Annotated in this window: 20 protein-coding genes; 3 read left to right on the top strand and 17 right to left on the bottom strand. The window is 65.1% G+C overall.

What is annotated here, in order from left to right; translation table 11 throughout:
• Positions 1-17: 17 nt before the first annotated feature.
• The 3 genes from ACYVF5_RS02535 to ACYVF5_RS02525 all read right to left on the bottom strand — a co-directional run bounded on the left by ACYVF5_RS02535 (position 18) and on the right by ACYVF5_RS02525 (position 3,833).
• A complete protein-coding gene (locus tag ACYVF5_RS02535) occupies positions 18-836 on the bottom strand; it encodes an arginase family protein (protein ID WP_460943005.1) in 819 nt (272 codons plus the stop codon).
• Between the two features lie 135 nt (positions 837-971).
• Complete coding sequence (locus ACYVF5_RS02530; RefSeq protein ID WP_460943003.1) at positions 972-1,703, bottom strand: PspA/IM30 family protein; 732 nt, start codon at positions 1,701-1,703, stop codon at positions 972-974.
• 84 nt (positions 1,704-1,787) lie between these two features.
• Complete coding sequence (locus ACYVF5_RS02525; RefSeq protein ID WP_460943001.1) at positions 1,788-3,833, bottom strand: TPM domain-containing protein; 2,046 nt, start codon at positions 3,831-3,833, stop codon at positions 1,788-1,790.
• A gap of 200 nt (positions 3,834-4,033) precedes the next feature.
• On the opposite strand from ACYVF5_RS02525, the gene ACYVF5_RS02520 reads away from it, so the two are divergent.
• Positions 4,034-4,876, top strand: a complete 843-nt coding sequence (locus tag ACYVF5_RS02520) for a DUF3097 domain-containing protein (protein ID WP_460942999.1) — start codon at positions 4,034-4,036, stop codon at positions 4,874-4,876.
• 68 nt (positions 4,877-4,944) lie between these two features.
• Here the strand turns inward: ACYVF5_RS02520 and ACYVF5_RS02515 are convergent, their stop codons facing one another.
• The 12 genes from ACYVF5_RS02515 to ACYVF5_RS02460 form a co-directional block, all read right to left on the bottom strand.
• On the bottom strand, positions 4,945-7,767 hold the full coding sequence (locus ACYVF5_RS02515; protein WP_460942997.1) for a lamin tail domain-containing protein: 2,823 nt from the start codon (positions 7,765-7,767) through the stop codon (positions 4,945-4,947).
• 216 nt (positions 7,768-7,983) lie between these two features.
• The gene (locus tag ACYVF5_RS02510) at positions 7,984-8,634 is read right to left on the bottom strand and encodes a hypothetical protein (RefSeq protein WP_460942995.1); all 651 of its coding nucleotides are present in this window, start codon (positions 8,632-8,634) and stop codon (positions 7,984-7,986) included.
• 135 nt (positions 8,635-8,769) lie between these two features.
• Positions 8,770-9,255 carry an SRPBCC family protein gene (locus ACYVF5_RS02505; protein ID WP_460942993.1) on the bottom strand — a complete coding sequence of 162 codons (486 nt, stop codon included), beginning with the start codon at positions 9,253-9,255 and terminating at the stop codon, positions 8,770-8,772.
• Between the two features lie 5 nt (positions 9,256-9,260).
• Positions 9,261-9,425, bottom strand: coding sequence for a hypothetical protein (locus ACYVF5_RS02500; RefSeq protein ID WP_460942991.1), 165 nt, complete (start codon positions 9,423-9,425; stop codon positions 9,261-9,263).
• 313 nt (positions 9,426-9,738) lie between these two features.
• A complete protein-coding gene (locus ACYVF5_RS02495) occupies positions 9,739-11,148 on the bottom strand; it encodes an aldehyde dehydrogenase family protein (protein WP_460942989.1) in 1,410 nt (469 codons plus the stop codon).
• On the bottom strand, positions 11,145-12,419 hold the full coding sequence (locus tag ACYVF5_RS02490) for an NAD(P)/FAD-dependent oxidoreductase (protein WP_460942987.1): 1,275 nt from the start codon (positions 12,417-12,419) through the stop codon (positions 11,145-11,147). The genes ACYVF5_RS02495 and ACYVF5_RS02490 overlap by 4 nt, the downstream gene beginning before the upstream one ends.
• On the bottom strand, positions 12,416-12,616 hold the full coding sequence (locus ACYVF5_RS02485; protein ID WP_460942985.1) for a ferredoxin: 201 nt from the start codon (positions 12,614-12,616) through the stop codon (positions 12,416-12,418). Before ACYVF5_RS02485 ends, ACYVF5_RS02490 begins: the two co-directional genes overlap by 4 nt.
• Positions 12,613-13,725 (bottom strand): aromatic ring-hydroxylating oxygenase subunit alpha, encoded by a 1,113-nt coding sequence (locus ACYVF5_RS02480; RefSeq protein ID WP_460942983.1) that lies wholly within the window; start codon positions 13,723-13,725, stop codon positions 12,613-12,615. Before ACYVF5_RS02480 ends, ACYVF5_RS02485 begins: the two co-directional genes overlap by 4 nt.
• A gap of 102 nt (positions 13,726-13,827) precedes the next feature.
• Positions 13,828-14,643, bottom strand: coding sequence for a helix-turn-helix domain-containing protein (locus ACYVF5_RS02475; RefSeq protein WP_460942981.1), 816 nt, complete (start codon positions 14,641-14,643; stop codon positions 13,828-13,830).
• A gap of 90 nt (positions 14,644-14,733) precedes the next feature.
• Positions 14,734-16,212: an APC family permease gene (locus ACYVF5_RS02470; RefSeq protein ID WP_460942979.1), complete on the bottom strand. Its 1,479-nt coding sequence runs from the start codon at positions 16,210-16,212 to the stop codon at positions 14,734-14,736.
• 68 nt (positions 16,213-16,280) lie between these two features.
• On the bottom strand, positions 16,281-17,684 hold the full coding sequence (locus ACYVF5_RS02465) for a flavin monoamine oxidase family protein (protein ID WP_460942977.1): 1,404 nt from the start codon (positions 17,682-17,684) through the stop codon (positions 16,281-16,283).
• Positions 17,681-18,019: a cupin domain-containing protein gene (locus ACYVF5_RS02460; RefSeq protein WP_460942975.1), complete on the bottom strand. Its 339-nt coding sequence runs from the start codon at positions 18,017-18,019 to the stop codon at positions 17,681-17,683. The genes ACYVF5_RS02465 and ACYVF5_RS02460 overlap by 4 nt, the downstream gene beginning before the upstream one ends.
• Positions 18,020-18,133: 114 nt before the next feature.
• On the opposite strand from ACYVF5_RS02460, the gene ACYVF5_RS02455 reads away from it, so the two are divergent.
• Positions 18,134-18,724 carry a TetR/AcrR family transcriptional regulator gene (locus tag ACYVF5_RS02455; protein ID WP_460942973.1) on the top strand — a complete coding sequence of 197 codons (591 nt, stop codon included), beginning with the start codon at positions 18,134-18,136 and terminating at the stop codon, positions 18,722-18,724.
• Between the two features lie 30 nt (positions 18,725-18,754).
• Here the strand turns inward: ACYVF5_RS02455 and ACYVF5_RS02450 are convergent, their stop codons facing one another.
• Positions 18,755-19,135, bottom strand: coding sequence for a hypothetical protein (locus ACYVF5_RS02450; protein WP_460942971.1), 381 nt, complete (start codon positions 19,133-19,135; stop codon positions 18,755-18,757).
• Positions 19,136-19,267: 132 nt separating this feature from the next.
• Here ACYVF5_RS02450 and ACYVF5_RS02445 point away from each other — a divergent pair, with 132 nt between their 5' ends.
• Positions 19,268-19,501 carry a hypothetical protein gene (locus ACYVF5_RS02445; protein ID WP_460942969.1) on the top strand — a complete coding sequence of 78 codons (234 nt, stop codon included), beginning with the start codon at positions 19,268-19,270 and terminating at the stop codon, positions 19,499-19,501.
• 71 nt (positions 19,502-19,572) lie between these two features.
• Here ACYVF5_RS02445 and ACYVF5_RS02440 read toward each other — a convergent pair.
• On the bottom strand, positions 19,573-19,871 hold a 299-nt coding region (locus ACYVF5_RS02440; protein ID WP_460942967.1), incomplete at its 5' end, for a hypothetical protein.

The raw sequence follows: 19,871 nt of genomic DNA, 5'->3' as shown, positions 1-19,871 counted from the left end.
GGCCGCCGCCGGCTCCATCAGCGTGCGAGTGCCCCGACGATCCGCAGGATCGTTCCCATGTCATCGGTTGCGGCCTCAGCGCTCGACGGCGCGAAACCCGTGATTCCGCCGCCCGCGAACGCGAACTCCGCCTTGAGCGCTGTGATGGCCTCGACGAGGACCGCCGGGGCGATGCCGAACGGCTCTGGATGTGTGACTCCGATGATCGTGTCGGGGTCGAGCACGTCGAGGTCGACGTGCAGATAGACCGATTGCGCTCCAGCAGCGGTGACCGCCTTCACCACGGCATCCGCTGTGAAGTCACCCACCGGTATATGCGTGATCCCCGCGTCGGCGATGTCGTGTGCCTCGGCCTCGTCGAAGGCGCGTGCTCCGGCGAGCACCAGGCGCGAGGGTTCGATCGGGTGGGACGAGGCGAGCAGCTCGGGGCCGTCCCCCAGAAGCGATCGCACCACCATCCCGTGGAACGCCCCCGACGTCGACGTCTCGACGCGGCCGAGGTCGGCGTGAGCGTCGAACCAGACCAGGGCGACATCGTCGAAGACGCCTGCAGCGTGCTCCACAGCACCCAGTTCGACTCCGCAGTCTCCGCCGATCGTGATCACCGGCTCGGTCCTGCCCTCGAGCCTGTCGGCGAGCCGATGCCGGATCAGGTCGACGGATGAGACCCGCTGCACACCTGTCTCGAGCGAGGAGCCGGCCTCGAGGGGAACATCGATGAGCTCTGACGACGCGGCCGGCAGGTCGCCGAGAATCGTCTCGGCTCCGGTGATGAGCTGCATAGCCCGCGAAGAACCCGAGCCCTGCCACTGGGGCACAACAACAAAAGACGCCATCTGACAAGTATGGTGCCGCGCACCGAGATGTCGGGCGGGCTCGACGGACGTTCGCCAGAGGAGAAACGGATGCCCGTGTGCCCGCCGGCACACGGGCATCCGTTCGCTGTTCGCTGCCTTACGCTGTTCGCTGCCTTATTGGCCGATGGACGACTGCCCGCCCGACTTGAGGGCTGCGAGCCGCGCTTCGACCTCGGTGAGCTCGCCGAGATCGTCGAGGGATTCGAACTGGGCGTCGAGGCTCGACGCCGCCAGCTCCTGCTGACCGCGCACCTTCGCCTCTTCGCGGCGGATCTTGTCTTCGAAACGACCCACCTCGCTCGTGGGATCCATGATGTCGATGCTCTTGACCGCGTCTGCGACCTTCCGCTGCGCCTCGGCGGTCTTCGAACGCGCCACGAGCTCGTTGCGCTTCGACCTCAGCTGTTCGAGCTTCTGCTTCATGCCGTTGAGGCCGGCCTTGAGCTGCTCGACGACCTGCGTCTGCGACGCGATCTGGGGCTCCGCCTCTTTCGCCTCGTTCTCGGCCGAGATCTGACGCTGCAGGGCGACCTTCGCGAGGTTGTCGAACTTGTCTGCGTCGGCGATGCTCCCGGCCGCGCGGTACTCGTCTGCCTTGCGGCTCGCCGCGAGGGCCTTGTTGCCCCAGTCCTGGGCGACCCGGCGGTCCTCAGATGCGTCCTCTTCGAGCATCCGCAGGTTGCCGATGGTCTCGGCGATCGCGGACTCTGCCTCGGCGATGCTGTTCGTGTAGTCCCTGACCATCTGGTCGAGCATCAGCTGCGGGTCTTCTGCCTGATCGATGAGCGAGTTGATGTTCGCCCTCACCAGTGTCGAGATCCGCCCGAAGATCGATTGTTTCACCATGTGTTCTTCCTCTTTCTCTGTGCCTGTTGTTCTCTGTGCCCGTTGTCTGTCTGAATAGGTCTTTCCACGGCGTGAGACCGGCTCTCAGAACCTGCCGCCGCCGCGCCTGGATCGTGTGCCTCCACCGCCGAAGCTGCCAGTGCTGCGAGAACGCGTGCCTCCGAAACCGCCGGCGGAACCGCGGCGGCTCGAGCCGCCGAATCCTCCGCCGAATCCGCTGCGCCTCGACCCGCCGCCGCCCATCACTGAATTGATGAGGATGCCGCCGAGTATCGCACCGACGGCGCCACTGCCGCTCTGCGTCGTCGACTGGCCATACCAGTCTCCAGAGGTGTCCGGGCGGAAACCCTGCACGTCGCGACGCGCGGCTTCCATCGCCTGGCCGGCGAGCCGGTTGGCGACGTCGGCCTTCGACAGGGCCGCGACCGCATCCGATTCCTGCAGGCCACGTGCCTCAGCCAGTGCACGACCCGCCTCGGTGAACCGTGTTCTCGCCGTGCTCCCGATCGCGCCTCGTCTGGTCGAAATATAGTCGTCCGCTGCGCTCAGCTGGGTTTCGGCGAGCATCAGCGAGCGGCCGAGAGCGGACCGAGCGCGCCTGCGCTCCTCTTCAGCCTCGCGAGCCCCCTTCAGAACGCCATCGATCTCGGCGTTCACGGTGGTGAGTCGTTCGAGCAGGCGTATGGGGGAGTAGGGGATGGCGGCGTTCAGCCGTGTCTCGACGTCGACGAGTGTGGTCTCGGTCGAGGCCGCCGCCGCTGCGGCGTTTCCGCTCTCATCGTTGAGCTCTCGGGCGGCGGCGATGTCGGCGCGAAGATCGTCGATCATCGGGCGGATGGCCTGGTCCGCGGTCTCGAGGTCTGCCGAGAGACGGTCGATCGCGTCAAGCAGCACACCGGCCTGGTCGATCGCCTCTTCGGCGGCGCGGATGCCGACGGCTGCGTCACCCGTCTCGTTCGCGCTGAGCTTCTCGGCCGCCGTGTCGAGAGTCGTGCGGGCGAACTGCAGCCGGTCACGCGCCTGGGCGACGTTGTCTGTGACCGGTGCCGTGGCATCCGGTGCGAAGCGGGTCGCCAGCGACACGATCGACTTCTCGGCGGCCGTGAGCCTGGCGGCCACCTGGTTGTGCTCGGCGTTCTGCGCAGCCATGGCGGCGGGGGCATCGCGTTCGAGCTGGCGCAGCTCGTCGAAGGCCTCGGCCTCACGGTCGAGCAGCTCGCCTGCTTCGTCGCAGAGGGCGATGATTCTGCTGTTCCCCTCGCGCACCTGCTGCTCGGTGTCTTGAACCTCGTCTGCGAGCTGCTGCTGGATCGCGAATGCCTGCGACAGCCTGGACTGCGCCTCGTCGATGGCCGTGCGAAAGCGGACCACGGCATCCTCGCCGAACTGGGCGACGGCGAAACCGAGTTCCTGCTTGCTCGTTCTGAGCGCGTCATCGGTCTCGACGAGCGCTGCGCCGGCACGCTGCTGCAGCTCTTTGACCGGCATCGCCTCGGGTTTGTCTGCGGTCTGCCGCGAGCGCTTTCTGCCGACGACAAAGAAGACGATGACGCCGATGACGACAACGGCGATGACGAAGAACCAGAAGAAACCGAATCCCGAGCCACCGCCCGTCACGGACTGCCCGTCCACGGCGCGCTGCAGGCCGGTTGCCGCCGCTGCTCCCGCCGCGGCGAAGTCCTCGTCGCGCAGTTCGGGACCGATGAGCTCCTGCTCGATCTGGTCGAGCTGCTCGAAGCTCGCCGTGCCTTCCGAATCGCCGGAGAGAAAAAACGTCCTGCCCTCTGTCGCGATGGCGAGAAGATACTGAGTGGGGCCGAGCCCGCCCGCCTGTGCCGTCTGGTCGGCCCAGGACTCCGCGTCACTCGGACTCGTGAACTCGTCGACGTAGACGACCCAGAGGTCGGTCTGCGTCTCTGAATACAGGTCGTCGATCGCCTGCTCGACCTCACCGACCTCGGAGTCGTCGAGGACTCCTGCCTCGTCGACCACACGAGCCGAACCCAGGTCGACGGGGTCCGTCGCAGAGGCGCTCATCGGCGCGGTGAGCACAAGCATCGCCGCCGCCGCAGTTGCGAGCAGGCCGACCGTCGTGCGTCTCGACGAGACTCCCGTGCGCCCTGCCCCCATCAGCCTGCCTCTCGCTCGGTCGTCTCGCTCGATTGTGCGGTCGACGGGGCGCCCGAACGGCGGCCCGTCATCCGCACTCCGAGTCTATGGGCGTCATCTGTGAGGGTCCACCGAGATGTCAGCTCGTGGACGTTCGATATGCCTCCTCGCTCGTGGCGTGGCTCCCGTGGCGGCATCGTTCGGCTGCCTAGTGTGGACGCGTGGATTTCGACCGATACGGAACAGACGTGCTCGCCGGGGACTGGCGACGCCGCAACAAACCGGCTCAGGAACGACACGAGGCGATTCTCGACCTCGTGGTCGAAGAGGCCTCGACCGGGTGGTGCGGTGCGATCACACGCGTCGAGGGACGAACCGTCGAGCTCGAAGACCGCCTCGGCAAGAAGAGGGTTTTCCCGCTCGGTCCCGGGTTTCTGATCGAGGGAAAGCCGGTCGAGCTCGTCATTCCCGTGCGCACCGCCGGCGGCCCGGCCAGAACGGCATCGGGGTCGGTGGCTGTGAAGGATGCCCGTGCGCGGGTTGCCAGGGCCAGCCGCATCTTCGTCGAGGGCAGGCACGACGCCGAGCTCGTCGAGAAGGTGTGGGGTGACGACCTGCGGGTCGAGGGAGTCGTCGTCGAGTACCTCGGCGGGATCGATGATCTGAGTGCGATCGTGCGCGACTTCGCCCCGACCGGAGGACGACGAATAGGCGTTCTCGTCGACCACCTCGTTCCAGGTTCCAAAGAGAGCCGCATCGCCCAGGCGGCGATCGCCCAGGCGCCCCCGGGGACCGTGCACATCGTCGGGCACCCCTACGTCGACGTCTGGCAGGCCGTGAAACCCGAGCGACTCGGGCTTCGCGAGTGGCCGCAGATTCCACGCAGCGTCGAATGGAAGAAGGGCATCTGCGCGTCGCTCGGATGGCCGCACGAATCCCAGACCGATATCGCCCACGCGTGGAAACGCATCCTGGGCCAGGTGCGCACCTTCGCCGATCTCGAACCCGCTCTGCTCGGGCGTGTGGAAGAACTCATCGACTTCGTCACGGCGCCGGCCGTCTGAGGGCCGACGTAGCCCGTCGCCCTGCACCCTGATGTGCAGAGCGACTCGTCGTTGTGTGGTGTGAATGCCTATTTCGCTGACGAACGGATGCGCCTGAGTGTGTACACGCCCCCTCCGAGCAGCAGGCTGACCAGTGCGAGCGCGATGAGGTTCACGGGGAGTTCTGTCCCGGTGCTGCTCAGTTCACCCGGTGTGTCTGCCGCGGCGCCCGGCGTCTCGGCAGGGGGCTCGCCGCCGGCCGGCGACTCCGGCTCTGTCGGCTGTTCTCCGTCTGCCGTGCAGGCGATGGTGCCCTGCCGCAGGGCATGCCCCTCCGTCTGCCCGTCGTCTGACCACACCACGGGTTTCACACCGTCGACGCACTGGACGTCCGGCGCGATCGCGAGGCCCTCGTTGTTGAGATTGGGCATGTCAGCGGGTCGCTCGAAGACAGAGACGCGTGTGAACGACCCGGCGTTCTCGCCGCCTCCGGCGATCTCGAACACCGCGCTCCGGCCGTCACAGGTGTCGTCGCAGACCACCCAGAGCGCGTTCGTCGACCCGTTGTACTCGAGTTCCATCACTCCGGGAAAACCGCTCTCGAACGCCGCGATCCGGGTGAACCCGGCTCCTGACTGATCGAGCGCGTAGGCATAGACCATTCCGTTCGCCTCGACGCCGACGAAGAACAGCCCGTCGCCGTGACCGGCATACGCAGACGGGTCATAGGCATCCATCGTGTTCTGGTCGACGAAGCCGGATGCCACCAGGTCGCCGTCCGGAATCCACGCGATGCCCTCGAGACCGGCGTTCGCGCCGAGAGCGGGAAGGTCGGCCGCGAGGTTCCACTCGGCGATGGCGGTGAGCTCGGCGCCGCTGCCGCTGACGTCGTAGAGCAGAACGGAGGGACGGCTCCCGCCTGCGCCTGCGCCGGTGTTGCGCTCAGAGGACACGAAAACACCACCGGACGAACCCGCAGAGGTCACCGCGACGCCCTCGGCGTCCACGGTTCCTGTGCCGTCCGGGTAGCGGAGGGTCTTGCCCTCAGCCCAGCCTTCGCCGGTGTCGTTCGCCCAGACGCCGTCGGAGCGGCTCAGCCGGTGGAGTGTGCCGTCGCCGTTGTTGACCGCCCAGAGTGTGCCCGTGCCCGGTGTGGTCTGCGGTTCGAAGGCGAGACCGCTAATGTCTGAGCCGAACGCCTCGGCCGTGTCGGCCTCGGTGACCGAGGCCCCGCCCGGCCATGCCGACGTGATGAGGTCACCGGCGCAGGCATTCGCCTGGCCCTTGGTCGCCTCGCGCGTCTCGGCGAACTGGCCGGTGCCGTCCGGGCAGCGCCCCAGGCTGGTGGCAGCGTGCGCCGTCCAGCTGTGCTGGTCGATGATCGTGCTCTCATCGGCGGCGAGAAGACGAATGGAGTCCGCGCCTCCCAGACCGAAGGAACCCTCGACGTCGAGGGCGAGGAACCCGCCCGCGTCGATGACCGTGCCGTCGGCGATCACAAACGGGCCCGTGTCGCTGTCGTCGCGCAGGAGCATCCCTGAGACATCGACAGACGCTGATCCGTTGTTGACGAGCTCGACCCAGTCGCCGGGGTCACCGTTCTGCGTCTCGATCTCGTTGATGCGGATCGCTGCACCGCAGTCGTTGCCCGCACCCTTCGTCGACGTGGTCGTCACCTGCCAGTCTCCTGTGCCGTCCGGGCAGCGGCCGAAGGTCGTCGGAGCGTGCGCGTTGCCGGCGACTGCCGTCCAGGAGTGCGAGTCGACAAGAGTGTGCCCGCCGGGCAGGTAGACACGCGCCGAGTCCTCTTTGCCGAGCCCGTAGCCGAGCACGGCCTCGTCGACCACGAAGAAGCCGCCGGCGGCGATGCTGCTGCCCGCGGGCAGGACCGCCGCGTGGTCTGCGCCGTCATCGCTGTCGCGCACGACCCAGTTGCTGAGGTCGACGTCTGTCGCGCCGGCGTTGTACAGCTCGATCCAGTCGCCGGGGGTCCCGCCGCTCGTCTCGATCTCGTTCACGGCGATCGCGGGCAGGTCGGGAGTGGCGCAGTCGTTTGCCGAGCCGGGTGTGGCTTCCAGCGTGGCGGTGACGGGGCCTACACCGTCTGGGCAGCGCCCGTACGTGGCATCCGCGTGGGCTGTCCAGGAATACGAGTCGATGACCGTTGTGCCGTCGGTGTCGAACAGCGTCAGCGAGTCGCCGCCGCCGAGGCCGAACCCGAATTGCGCCTTCTCGAACACCACGAGGCCACCGGCGCCGAGTGTTGTTCCCTCCGCGATCGTGAACGGTTCGTCGCCGGGCGCATCTGCCACGACGAGGCCGGAGAGGTCGACGGTGCTTGTGCCGATGTTCATCAGCTCGAACCAGTCGTCCGGCGAGCCGCCGCTCGACTCGATCTCGTTGATGACGATGTTTCCCGCGGCAGGGGCATCGCAGAGGTTCGCGGAGCCGGGCGTGGCAGCCGCTGTCACGATGAACTCGCCTGCGCCGTCCGGGCATCGGCCGTATGACGTCGGCTGGTGGCCAGACCACTCGAAGGAATCGATGAGTGTTGTGCTGTCGGCGGCGAAGATCCGTGCGGTGTCGGCCTTGCCGAGACCGAAGCCCGTCTCGAGGCTGTCGTCGTCTGTGACGATCGCATAGAAGGCACCGGGGGCGAGGATGGTGGCCGGTGGCACACGCAGATCGCGCTCGTCGTTGTCGTCTTTGACGACCCAGCCCGAGATATCGGCTTCTGTGCTGCCCGTGTTGATGAGTTCGACGGTGTCAGGGATTGTGTCGTTGTCTTGGATCACCTCGTTGATCTTCACGTCGTCTGCCGGTGCGGCGCTCGCCGATGTGGTGAGGAGCAGGGGACCGGTGAGCGCGAGTGCGAGCGCGGCGGCGGCGAGGCTCCATGGTTTTGTGCGCACGAATGACATCCTTCATCGGGTTGAGTGGCGGCGGCCGGGGTCGCGGCTGACGCAAGGTTGTCAAGTGCGAGCGAACGAGCGGTGAACGCGGGGCAAACGCGAGCGGTCGGTCGTGGCGGCCCGCCGGCGGCATCCGCTGGGATCTCTGGGCGGTTCAGCCGTCGCCAACGCACGTTATCGCCGCGGCGGAGCGTGCTTAAGCGCCGGATGAAGGCGTTATGGCAGGCGGCCGATGCCGACGTGGAGCCTCAGTGCCATCACCAGGCTCACACACGCGACGGCCGCACCGAAGACGGTGCTGGGTTCGAGAGCGACTCCGACGATCACGAGCACCAGCGCGATGCCCGCGCAGGCTGTACTCCACAATCGCGAACGCACGGATGCCGACACCCACGACGCAAGCATCGCCGGCGCGAAGCAGAGAACGGAGGGGAGCATGATCTCCGCCCACGACTCCGGGGGTGGTTCTCCCCGCTGCCCGCTCGCTGCAGCGAGCGAGATCACCACAACCAGAGCGAGCGAGAGAGGCGCGATCGCGGTGTGAAACCGCGTCGCGCGCGCGGCATCGCGCCACCGGACGACGAGGGCGAATGCGGTGACGAAGAGGAGCGGTGCCAGCAGCACGATCACAAGCGATCCGGGCAGGATGTACGCGATGCCGTCTGGGCACGACCAGCCCCTGCCTTCGCCCGCCGTCGCGTACCAGCACAACGTCTGAAAACGGTCCCGGATCATCAGCAACGACATCAGAGCGAGCACCGGCGAAAGAACTGCCGTCGCCGTCAGCGCAACCCAGACGGCGCCCGCCTTCGACATGCCGGGGACGAATCCATACTCGTCCTGGCCGATCAGATGTCGTCTGCTCATCTGTTCTTATGGGTCGAGTTCGTCAGAGATGGTCATCGTTCGAACGTAGCAGGCGGGTTGATCCGTCGCTTAAGCACGTTATCGCCGCGTCGGAGCGTGCTTAAGCGCCGGATGAAGGCGGAACGGATGCCGTGGTCAGGGTTTCGCGGCGCCAGCGGCACCGTCGGCGCCAGCGGCGCCAGCGGCGAGGTATTCGTTGCGCTGCTCGATCAATCGGCGCATGTACCGGCTGAGCACCAGGCGTTCGGCGATCAGGCCGAGCGGGCCCAGCGGCGCGGTGAAACTGACTCGATCGATCATCGTCGTTCCACCGTTTGCAGTCGGCTCGAAGGAGTGCTCGTGGCGGAAGGAGCGAAACGGTCCACGCACCTGCTCGTCGACGAAGAAGGCGGGTTCGCTCATACAGGTGATCCGGCTGGTCAGACGGAAGGGAATGCCGAAATGGCGAGCCCTCCAGGTCACTTCTTCGCCCAGCGAGATGAGCCCGGAGGTCACACCGGAGACGGCGCGTTCGTGTGAGCGCGCCATTGAGCCGACGTGCGCGTCTATGCTCCTGGCACGATCGAATGCCTCCTGAACGGGTAGGTCAAGATCGGTGAGGCATTCGAACTGAACACTCACGGTTCTTACTCGTCGAGCTCGACCGGTCGCTGCGAGGCGATCTGCAGCCGGGTCTTCACGATATAGATGTTGAGAGCCCTGATAGCGGTGATGGCGAGCCAGAACACGACGATGACAGCGGCGAGCGCGGAGATGATGTAGAGGATCGTGAAGACGTTGTAGAAGGCCATGGCTCGAACGTATCAGGGGCAGCAGAGCTCGGATGCCGAGGCGGACAGGGGAGCGAACGCGAGCAAGGGAACGGGAAAGTCCTGCCGGCCATCTCCGTCGACAGGCCGAGACTTTCTGCCCTCCCGTCGAGGACTCTTCACGGCGCGACGACGCGCCGTCCCCGGGCCACGACAGACCGTGGTTTGCGATGCCTCCCCCGTCGCCCCGGCCGCAGCGCGGTCATCCGGCGCTTGAGCACGCTTCCACCAGATCCCTGAAACGCCGGCTCACCGCCCGCCCGCCGCCGGACCCATCCCGGAAAGGCGGGCTGTGTTATCGGCTAATCACTTTCGGTGCTGCGACGGCCTTGAGGCCGGCAACACCGAACTCCTGACCGTAGCCGGATTGTTTGGTGCCGCCGAAAGGGACCATCGGGTTAAGCGCGCCGTGCTGATTGATCCACACCGTGCCGGCCTGGATCCGCTTGGCCACATCGATGGCTGCGGAGGGATCGTTCGCCCAGACGGATGCGCCGAGACCCTGCTCGGAGTCATTCGCGCGGCGGATGGCATCGTCGACATCGGTGTACCGAATGATCGGAATGGCAGGTCCGAACTGCTCCTCGTCGACGAGAGCCGCACCATCGTCGATGTCGGCGACGACAGTGGTGCGGTAGAACAGCGGCCCGAGTTCGGGAGCGGGACGCCCACCGGCCACGACGCGCGCTCCTCGGACCCGGGCGTCGTCGACGAGCCTGGCGACGATGTCGAACTGGCTCTGGTTCTGCAGCGGACCGAGTACCACGCCCTCGTCGAGCCCGCGTCCCATCGGCATCGTCTCTGCCATCGCGGCAAGCTTGCTCACAACATCGTCGTACACCGAGTCATGTACGTACAGGCGCTTGAGTGCTGCGCATGTTTGCCCGGTGTTGATGAAGCATCCCCAGAAGAGGTTCTCGGCGATGGCATCGATGTCGGTGTTGGGCAAGATGATTCCTGGGTCGTTGCCACCGAGCTCGAGGGTGAGCCTGGCGAGGTTCTGAGCCGACGATTCGACGATTCGGCGGCCGGCGGCGGTCGAGCCAGTGAACATGATCTTGTTCAGGTCGCCGTGCGCAGCCATCGCCGATCCGATTTCGCGGTCCCCCGAGATGACCGTGAGTACTCCCTCGGGAAGGTGGCGGTTGAAGATCTCGGCCAGGGCAAGCACCGATAGCGGTGTGAAGCTGCTGGGCTTTACCACGACGGTGTTGCCCATCCGAAGGGACGGGGCGATCTGCCAGACCGTGATCATCATGGGCCAGTTCCACGGTCCGATCGCGCCGACGACGCCGAGCGCGCTGTAGTGAACCTCGGCCTTGGCGGTTCCCGATTCAAAGACGACCTCGGGTTCGAGCGGTGTGTCCGCAGCGCTCCGTGTCCACAAAGCGCATGCGCCGATCTCAAATCGGGCGTTGGGGCCGTCCAGTGGCTTTCCCTGTTCGCGGGACAGAATCGACGCGAGCTCTTCGGTGTTCGCCTCGAGATCGTCTGCGATCGTGTTGAGGATGCGGGAGCGCTCGGAATGCCCGAGTGCGTCCCAGACCGGTTGGACGGCACGCGCAGTGATGATTGCGGATTCCAGGTCAGCCAGTCCATGAATGGGGGCGTACCCGATGACCTCTCGTGTCGCTGCGTCGGGAATCGCCCTGCCTTCGCTTTCGGGCACGGTGATGGTGTCGAGGATCGAGGTCGGCATGGTCATTTCAGAGCCTCCGTTAGTGACGTTGGGGTTTGGACCTGGTGATGTTGTTCGGATCGGCCGCTTGGGGGAGCGGGAGCCAGCTTCACCGCGAGCTGACGGGCGTCGTCGAGCGTTCCGCCGTGAGCGAGGAGAGCGCGGAACTGAGCGACGAGGCGGGGCGCATCGAATCCCAGGATGGCGGTCAGAACATCGTCTTGAGAGTATGCGGCGAGAAATCTCCCTTCTGGAAGGGAACCGTGCAACACCGTCAGGTCGTCGGTGTCTGACGCGGTGCCGGCCATCTGGATTTTGACCCCGTGCTGGTCAGACCAGAAGTAGGGCGGGCTGACGAGTTCGGGGGGCTCCGCGCCCGCGATGAGCTTGCCGATGTGGTTCGCCTGGTCGCCTGCCGAGGTCCAGTGCTCGTGACGGACATGTCGTCCGGTGCGGGGGTCCCACCATGCAGCGACATCGCCGAGTGCGAATACCCGCCCGCTTTCATCGGCGCGACCACCGGCGTCGCAGAGGACGCCGTTGGCGATGGTCAGCCCAGAGCCGTAGAGCCACTCGACGTTCGGTATGGCGCCGATGCCGACCACAACGAGATCCACCGGCAGTATTCCGTCGTCGAGGACAACACCCGTGACGCGGTCGCTCGATGTGAAGCCGACGACGCGGCCGCGGGTGAGGACGTTGACGCCTCGTGATTCGTGTAAGGCGGCGCAGTGGACGCCCATTGTTTGGCCGAGTGCTCTGACGAGCGGGACACGGCCGGATTCGATGAGTGTGACGTCGCAGCCCAGTGCGCGTGCGGTGGACGCGACTTCGAGTCCGATGAACCCGGCGCCGACGACGGCTACTCGTGGCCGGTATGCCAGCTCGGCCGATATTTCGAGGCTGTCCTCTATAGTGCGGATGGTGTAGACGCCGGGTGGATGGTCGAACGGGAGGGTACGTGCGCGTGCACCGGTGGCGATGGCCAGGTAGTCGTAGTAGACGTCGCTTCCATCGTGCAGCCGGACGGCCATACGCCCGCGGTCGAGGCTTTCTGCTCTTGTGTTCAGCCGGTACGTCACATCGAGTTGTTCGAGTTCGGCGGTGCTGCGCGGGAACAAGATGCGCTCGTCGTAGTTGCCGGTGAGCACCTGCTTCGAGAGCGGTGGTCGTTCGTAGGGAGGGTGGCCCTCGTCGCTGACGAGGGTGATATGGCCGGTGAATCCGGCCGCGCGGGCGGATTCGATTGTGCGGATCGCGGCGACGCCGCCTCCGACCACCACCATTCTCTCGGTCACGGTGTCTCCACGAGTCGCAGCGCCCGGACGGGACAGCTCTCCACGGCTTCTCGGACCAGGGACGCGTCGGCGTCGGTGGGCTGACCGTTGAGGATCGAGACCTTGCCGTCGTTGTCGAGGTCGAAGTGGTCTGGTGCGGTAACGAGGCAGTTGGCGTACCCCTGGCAGATCTGGGTGTCTGAGAGGATGCGGATCACTGTGGTCCCCGCCCCTGGAGTGCCGCGGCCAGAGCATCCCAGGTTCGGCGCTGGAACATGCCGATTGACGATTCATTGGTCTGCATCAGGCGTCCTTGGGAGATCATGCCCGAGTCGTAACCGGCTTGCTGGGCGCTGACGACGGCTTTGTCTTCCTGGAAAGTCTGGTCGTACATGGTCATCCAGCTCTTCAGCACGGCCGGATCGACTCCGGGCTTTTCGAACACGTCCACGACCCACGCACACCGGGTCGGACCGAGTGGCGCGAGTCGGGTGATAACGCCGGCATATTCATCGACTGAGAAGGCGGTGGTGGGCCACACGTAGAGCATCCTGAACTTCTCCAGATCCTCAAGCGACCGTCTCTCGGTCTCGGGGGCGTGCTGGATGGGGGCGACCTGGGTGAGGACGTTGATGTAGTTCTCGCAGATGTAGTCTTCGGGACCCGTGGCGATCGCGGTGGCGAAGGTGTCGTGGTGTACGAGGTCACAGTGGTAGCACTCGAGGGAGTTCTCCATAAAGAGTTTCCAGTTTGCGTCGACCTCGTAGCGGTACGACCCTGCGTGATTCCAGCCGCTGAAATCGAGCGCCAGCTTGGTGACCAGCTCAGGCGCTTCGCCGAGATAGTCCATAAGCGGAGGGGCGTCGGGATCGGCGTTGCCGAACAGGAACGCACCGAAGGCTTCGATTCGGACTGTGGGGAGCTTCATCGATGCCCGATCGAAGTCGGGCTCATGCTGCGAACGGGGCGCCGTCTTCAGCGCGCCGTCCAGCCCGTACGTCCATCCGTGGTACTTGCACTGCAGCAACCGCGAGCATCCCTCGCCGCTGGCGATGGGGTGCAACCGGTGGAGGCAGGCGTTCACGATGCCGCGCACGGTGCCGTCCGTGTCGCGGGTGACGACGATGGGGATGTCTCCGAGCTCGGCAGTGAAGTAGTCGCCGGCCTTCTGCAGGTTCTCGGCGAGGCCGACGTAGAGCCAGCCTTTGCGGAAGATGAGCTCTCGCTCCAGCTCATAGACGGACGCGTCTGAGTAGAGGTAGGCGGGAAGCTGCCACCCCGCCCGCATCGAAGCGGTCACATCGTTCAGTGAGACGGTGCCTGTCATAATTCCTCTCCTGGGAGACATCGGTGGTTTCGGGGTTATCCCATTGTTGAAAAGCCTGCCGTCGCGTTCTTGCGCGCACAGCACCAATCGTTGATCGTGCGCTCACAAACCGTCCGTCGTGGCTGTTCCGTCGCCGTGGGAGCGGACCCGACGCATCGCAGCGGACCTGTACTCGCGGGGAGTGAGACCGTAGTTCTTCACGAACACTCGCGAGAAATGTGCTGCGCTCATGAATCCCCACCGCTCGGCGATCGACGCGATCGGAGTATCTCGCTGAGAAGGATCGGAGAGGTCACGACGACAACGCTCGCAACGTCGTTCCCTTATCCAACCGCTGACAGCGTGCCCGTCGGCTGCGAAGAGCTTCTGCAGGTAGCTGATCGAGATGTGGTTGGCTGATGCGACCATCTTGATTGTCAGTCCCGGTTCTCCGAGGTGTTCTTCGATCCATCTGCGCGTGGCGAGAAGGACCGCGTCGGCTCGCGCCATCGGTGCTCCGCCTCTTTCCGCGGCTGCTTCGATGAGCGTCGCGGAGAGCAAGGCGGTGACCGCATCGCTGAGATGCAGTGCAACCTGCGCGTGGGACGTTGTCATCGATGCATCCGCCAGCGACCGGAGAAGCGACGCGAACGCGGCGGCTACTCCCTCCGAAGCGTTCAGTGGGCGCCCGATGGAGGCTCGGAGTCGAGCACTTCGGACGTCGACGATCGATCTCGGGAAGGAAAGCGCGATGACAGCACCCTCGTTGTCGAATCGGACTCTGGTCGCCTGCTGCGGTTGGATGACCAGACAGTGTTCCGGTGGCAGGCGTATGGGTTCGTCCCTCTGCAGCTCGACAGTTCCCGCGGAGTGCAACAGGAGATGAAATGTCTCCTCCGGGGCGTCCCACCGGGGGAGGGTGATGATCTCCTCGGTCATGCTCACCACCGCGATCCGAGCATGCCTGTCGATGAGAGGAGCGCTCGGATGCGCGGTGACGCTCTCGGCGATGAGCACGGTGATCAGCCGCTACTCATGGGCGAGAGCGGCCTCGGGTGTGTCAGGCACAGGGATGCTGCGATCCCGCCACACGAGCTTCTTCTTGTCTTGGACCGTCTGTCTGAACACGTACAGCAACACGGAGACAAGCAGAATTCCGATCCCGATGAACGTCTGGGTGTGATCGCCGTATCCGGCGAGCTCTGGATGGGTGACGCCGATGGCGATGACGAACACATTCAGGACCACGCAGAACCATGCGACCCCCGTCCACGCCGCCGCCAGACGAATCGGTCGGGGCCAGTCGGGGCGGTCTTTTCGCAGAAGGAGGAACGACGCGACACCGAGCGTGATGGCTGTCAAATAGCCGAGGTTGCTCGCCAGCAGGATGCTGATGGGGTTGGCCAGCAGAATGAGGATAACGATGTTGAGGATCGCGTCGACAGCGAGCCCGCGCCCCGGCACGCCGTGGCGGTTGAGGTAGTCCAGCTGCCTTACCGTCATGCCTTCCTGTGCGAGGCCGAACAAGGCTCGAGCGCCGTCAGCGGTGCCGGACATCATCGCGATGAACATGTTCGCGGCGACGATGACGACGCCGATCCATGCGCCGCCCCCCAGCAGGGCCTGGAACGACTCGCCGATGTATCCGACCGGGTTCGCCGCGACACCATCCTCGCCGATCGTGCCGACGACGCCCATGGGCACGAAGGTGAACAGCGCGAGCATGAATGCAGAGGAGGTGATGAGGGCTTTCGAGGTGTCCCGCGCGGTGTCTTTGTACTCAGGGGCGAACGAGGCGCAGATCTCTGTGCCGTAGGTCACCCATGACGTCACGTAGTAGACCACGACGATCGTCATCCAGCTGCCCTCGACATGCCAGGTGAGCCGCGATGCATCCCACAAACCTCCCTGCAAGACGTAGGGGCCGAAGGCGACCACGAAAAGGCCGGCGACGACGAGTACGCCCAGCCACTTGTTGACTCGGGCGCCCAGCTTGATGCCGCGACGATTGAGCATCCAGGCGAGCAGGATGGCTGCGATCCCGATCAGGTGCGCGACGCCGAGATCGTTGGCGAGGAAGGGGATGGTGCCGGTCGCCGCGGGGAGGAACGACGTCTGGACGAGGAAGCCGAACGCGACCGCCGTCACAGAGAGCGACAATGACCATCCCATCCAGTAACCGAAGGATGCGACGGCACCGGCGGGGACGAAGTACTTGCGCCAGCCCTCGATGGCGTATCGTGCGACACCACCGGATTTGCGCGGGAACATCGCCGCGAGTTCGCCGAAGAGAACGTTCTGCAAGACGGACACGGCGGTCGCGACGACCCAGATTGAGATCGCGGTCCACGCTCCGACCGCCCCGATCAGGTACCCGAAGGTGACGAACAGACCGTTGGGAATCACGAGGGCGAGTGCGAATCCATCTTTCCAGGTGAGCGTTTTTCGCAGGTGTCCGGGGCTCTCGATGCGATCAGCGGCGGGCTCGTCAGTGCGTGGTGTGGACATGGTATTTGCTCCTTGACATCATCGGCAGGGGGGCGAAGTTCAGGTTCGGGTGTTCTTAGCCTGGAGGTCTATCCAGACAGGTTGTTGACTACCGGCTCACGTTTCTTGACGACACGAGCGGTCGAATGAGTGTCTTCGAAATGCATAGGGCGGCGTTCCGTGGACGCGTCGGCGATGATCCGTCGCGCGGCTGTCAGGCCGCTCTCGATCGCCCCGTCGATGAACCCGCCCCATCCGCTGGCGATGTCAGAACCCGCCAGCTGTATGCGACCATGCCGCTGCTGCAGCGCAGAGAGTGACCGAGTGAGATACCCCGTCCGGTGCATCGGCCACGTCTCTTGTGCATACTCGTCCGCCACCCAGTTGTGCCCTGCGCTTTCGAGGACGCGGTAGCCGGGAACGATGCGATCGAGTGCGGCCTGCACTGCGGCGACGTCGTCGACGTCAATCGCGCGCGCGTCCGGGCCGAAGCCGATGACATACGTCTTTCCGTCGTTGACGTACTCGGATTGGAAGAAGTTCAGCGGCCACTCCGCAGCACCGAAAGCGACGAACGCGGAATGTTCCCCTTCGACGGTGAACCAGACTTTGGATCCCAATCCGAGCTGCCCTCGCTCGGCCGCATCGGTGACGGCGGCCGGAAGTTCGGGCCGGAAGCTGATCCGGGGAAGCGTCTGCAAGGGTACCGCGAGGATAACGTCATGCGCGGTGTAGACCGATCCGTCCGTCGTCGCCACGCGCGCGAAGTCGTGGCCGGACTCGACAGCGGTCACGTCGGTGCCCAGCATAAGCCGCGCGGAGGAGTCACGTTGAATGGCTTCGGCGAGAACACGGGTGCCTCCCGCGATCTTGTATGTTGCGCATGCCTCGAAGCAGAGTTTCCAGTCGCCGTTGGTGAGTGCCACCCAGCGCAACGCCTGGCTGAACGCGGCGTCGTCCACGTTGCCGTTGAAGTTCAGGGTCCAAAAGGACTCAAGCACGGTCCGCTGAGAAGCGGTGAGGGGAAGGCGGGTGAGCGCGTCGCGGAGGGACGTCTCATCGATGTCTTGGAGTCCCCGGCTGTGAAGGGGCTCGTACGGGCGCGGGAAGATCTCACGGGCGCGGGAAGTCAGAAGCTCGTTCGGGTAATCGAGGAGCTCGAGCAGATCCTCCGGCGAGCCGGCCTGCGTCCGCTCGCCGTCCCACCAGTGCGCGTTCTGCGGTTCCGGACTCGGTACGACGCCGATACCATATCGGGTCAGCTCTGCCCACACGTGCGGTTGCGTCCAATGCACCCACGTCCCGCCCAGCTCGAGCGGAAGCCCCATCCGTTGATCGAGCCAGGTTCGCCCGCCCAATCGGTCCCGAGCCTCCAGAACGAGAACGCTCTTGCCGGCAGAGGAAAGCTCCCTGGCCGCAACGAGGCCGGCAAATCCGGCGCCGACCACAACGACGTCGTATTGCATGCCAGACGACGTGGCCACACCCGTCATGAGTAGACGAAGAATTCGACGGTCGGCTCAAGCACGGTCCACGTGGCGACAACGCCCTTGTTCAGCGTCACAGCCGTCCCCGCGATGAGCTCGAATGCGTCTGAACCCTCCGGCTCGATGCGGAGTCGTCCCTCGATGACATACACAGACTCATCCGCGTGACTCACCACACGGATAGGTTCCGGTGCCTCCTCTGGCGAGATGAACCAGTACCCAGCCGCAGCGACTTCGGATTCGCTCGCTGGTTTGCGTACCCAGTGCACGTTGCCCACGTCGAAGGGCACTGCCATTGCTCGGTCTGGCGCCTGAGGGGCGGTGAAGCGATTTGTGCTCATGTTCCATCCTCATCTTTGAGTCCGAAGACCAATGTAAGCACTTGCTGACTTTTGCGCAATGCCTGAGGCGACCTTTACGCAATATCCGCACCCCTGAGCCCATACGATGAAGACATGACGAAGCGCGTTGCGTATGGCGAAGGTCGCGAGCTTCTCATCCGGGCCACCGTGTCGGTGGTCGCCGAGAAAGGGCTCAGGGGACTGACCTTTCGAGCTGTCGCCGAGCACGCGGGTGTCAACAACTCGCTGGTTGCCCGACATTTCGGTACCCGCGAGTCGCTCCTCGTCGCCGCATTGGACTGGGCCACAGAGCGAACGATCGAGAACACGCACTTGCTCGATCTGAGCTCCGAACGGGTGTTCGCCGATGCTCTTATCTCCTCGCTCTCGTCGGAGTCCGAGCTGCAGGCCTTTCAGTACGAAATGGCTTTGGAGGCGCGGCGGAATCCTGTTTTTCGCGAGCCGGTGTCGAGGTTGTACCAACGGTACAACGACGTGGTCTCGGAGAGCCTGCGGCAGTTCGGAATTGTGGAAGACGTCGAAAATGTGGCGCGCGAGGTGTTTGCGTCGATGGATGGTCTCGTCCTCCAGCATGTAGCTGGGGTCGTCTCGGGCCGCAATCTGCGAAACGGCCTTCACCAGGTCTGGTCGACCCTCGAGCAGGCCAAAGCGAAGCAGCATGGCATCGCCTCCGCATCGCCGTAGTCTCGTTCGTGAACGGCCGCGAGACAGGCATCACTCTCGCGCCCTGCCGTTCGCGCTGATCAGGTGAATCCGCTGCATGCCGTACCTGCTCGCGGCGACCTCGATGCTGTCTGATCCGAGCGGGAACCGGACCGGCAGGTCGGCGGTCTGAACATGGCGCTCGTCCCGGTAGAGAGACGCCCGGCCCGACATGTGATCGACATCGACCGTCGACGACGACGCATCGGGCAGGTCGACGGAAAATCGTGTGCGCTGGAGCGCGAGGGAGGGGCGGAACGGTGGCAACGGTGAACCAGGCTGTGGAGCGGGCGTCGACCACGCCTCCGCATCACCGTCGAGGTCTTCGAGCCCGTCGAAGCCGTCAGGGCCCTCGCCCGTCGAGCCGGGCTGGGGGTCGTCCCAGCCCTTCATGCCTTGCCCCGTCCGGAGCCGCAACGGGAAGGGGCGCCGCCACGAGGTGTATTTAGCACGCCCATGCCAGACGATCTAGCATGCCGATGCTAGAAATCGCTACGATGGGGGTCATCTCTTGAGGGCGCAGAAGTGATCCGCTCGCTGCTGCGCGACGCGCTGGCCGACCGCATGATCGACGAGGAGGCGCTGTACCGCGAAGGCCTCCTGCTGGTCACCCTGGTCGAGGGCTTCTCGTTCAGTGCGGCGTTGGCCCCCGCCCCGCTGCACGAGACGGACGTCCGCGTCGTCGTGGCGGCGGTCATGCACCGTCTGCGCGACGCCTACCCACCCGCCGAAGAAGCCGCCGAGGTCGCACGGGACTAGAACCGATGCCGTGACGTCAGAGCGTGCAGGCTGGTGTCAGGTCTCGCGTTCCATCGTGATGGTTGCGCGTGTCAGGCAGGTGCCCCCGCAACCTCGCGACCGAAGTCGTCATCCACGTCGGCGAGCACAAACAGATCGACGTGGCAGCTGCCAAGCCCTTCAACGTCATTCTTGACCCGGACATCCACCTCGAAGCACTCGACAACACGAGCCCGGCCAATGACGAGGAGGGAAGAACAAAACTCCGACACGCTTTCACGTGTCGGAGTTTCGAACATCGTCGATTGGGTGCCCCCGGAGGTGTCTGGTGTCACGACATAGGCGACAGATGATCGGCGACACGTGAGTCGGGTCATAGGCGACAGACTCG

The sequence above is a fragment of the Okibacterium endophyticum genome (assembly GCF_054780075.1).
Note: the sequence above shows the minus strand (reverse complement) of the source record. Positions and strands in the feature narration are given on the sequence as shown.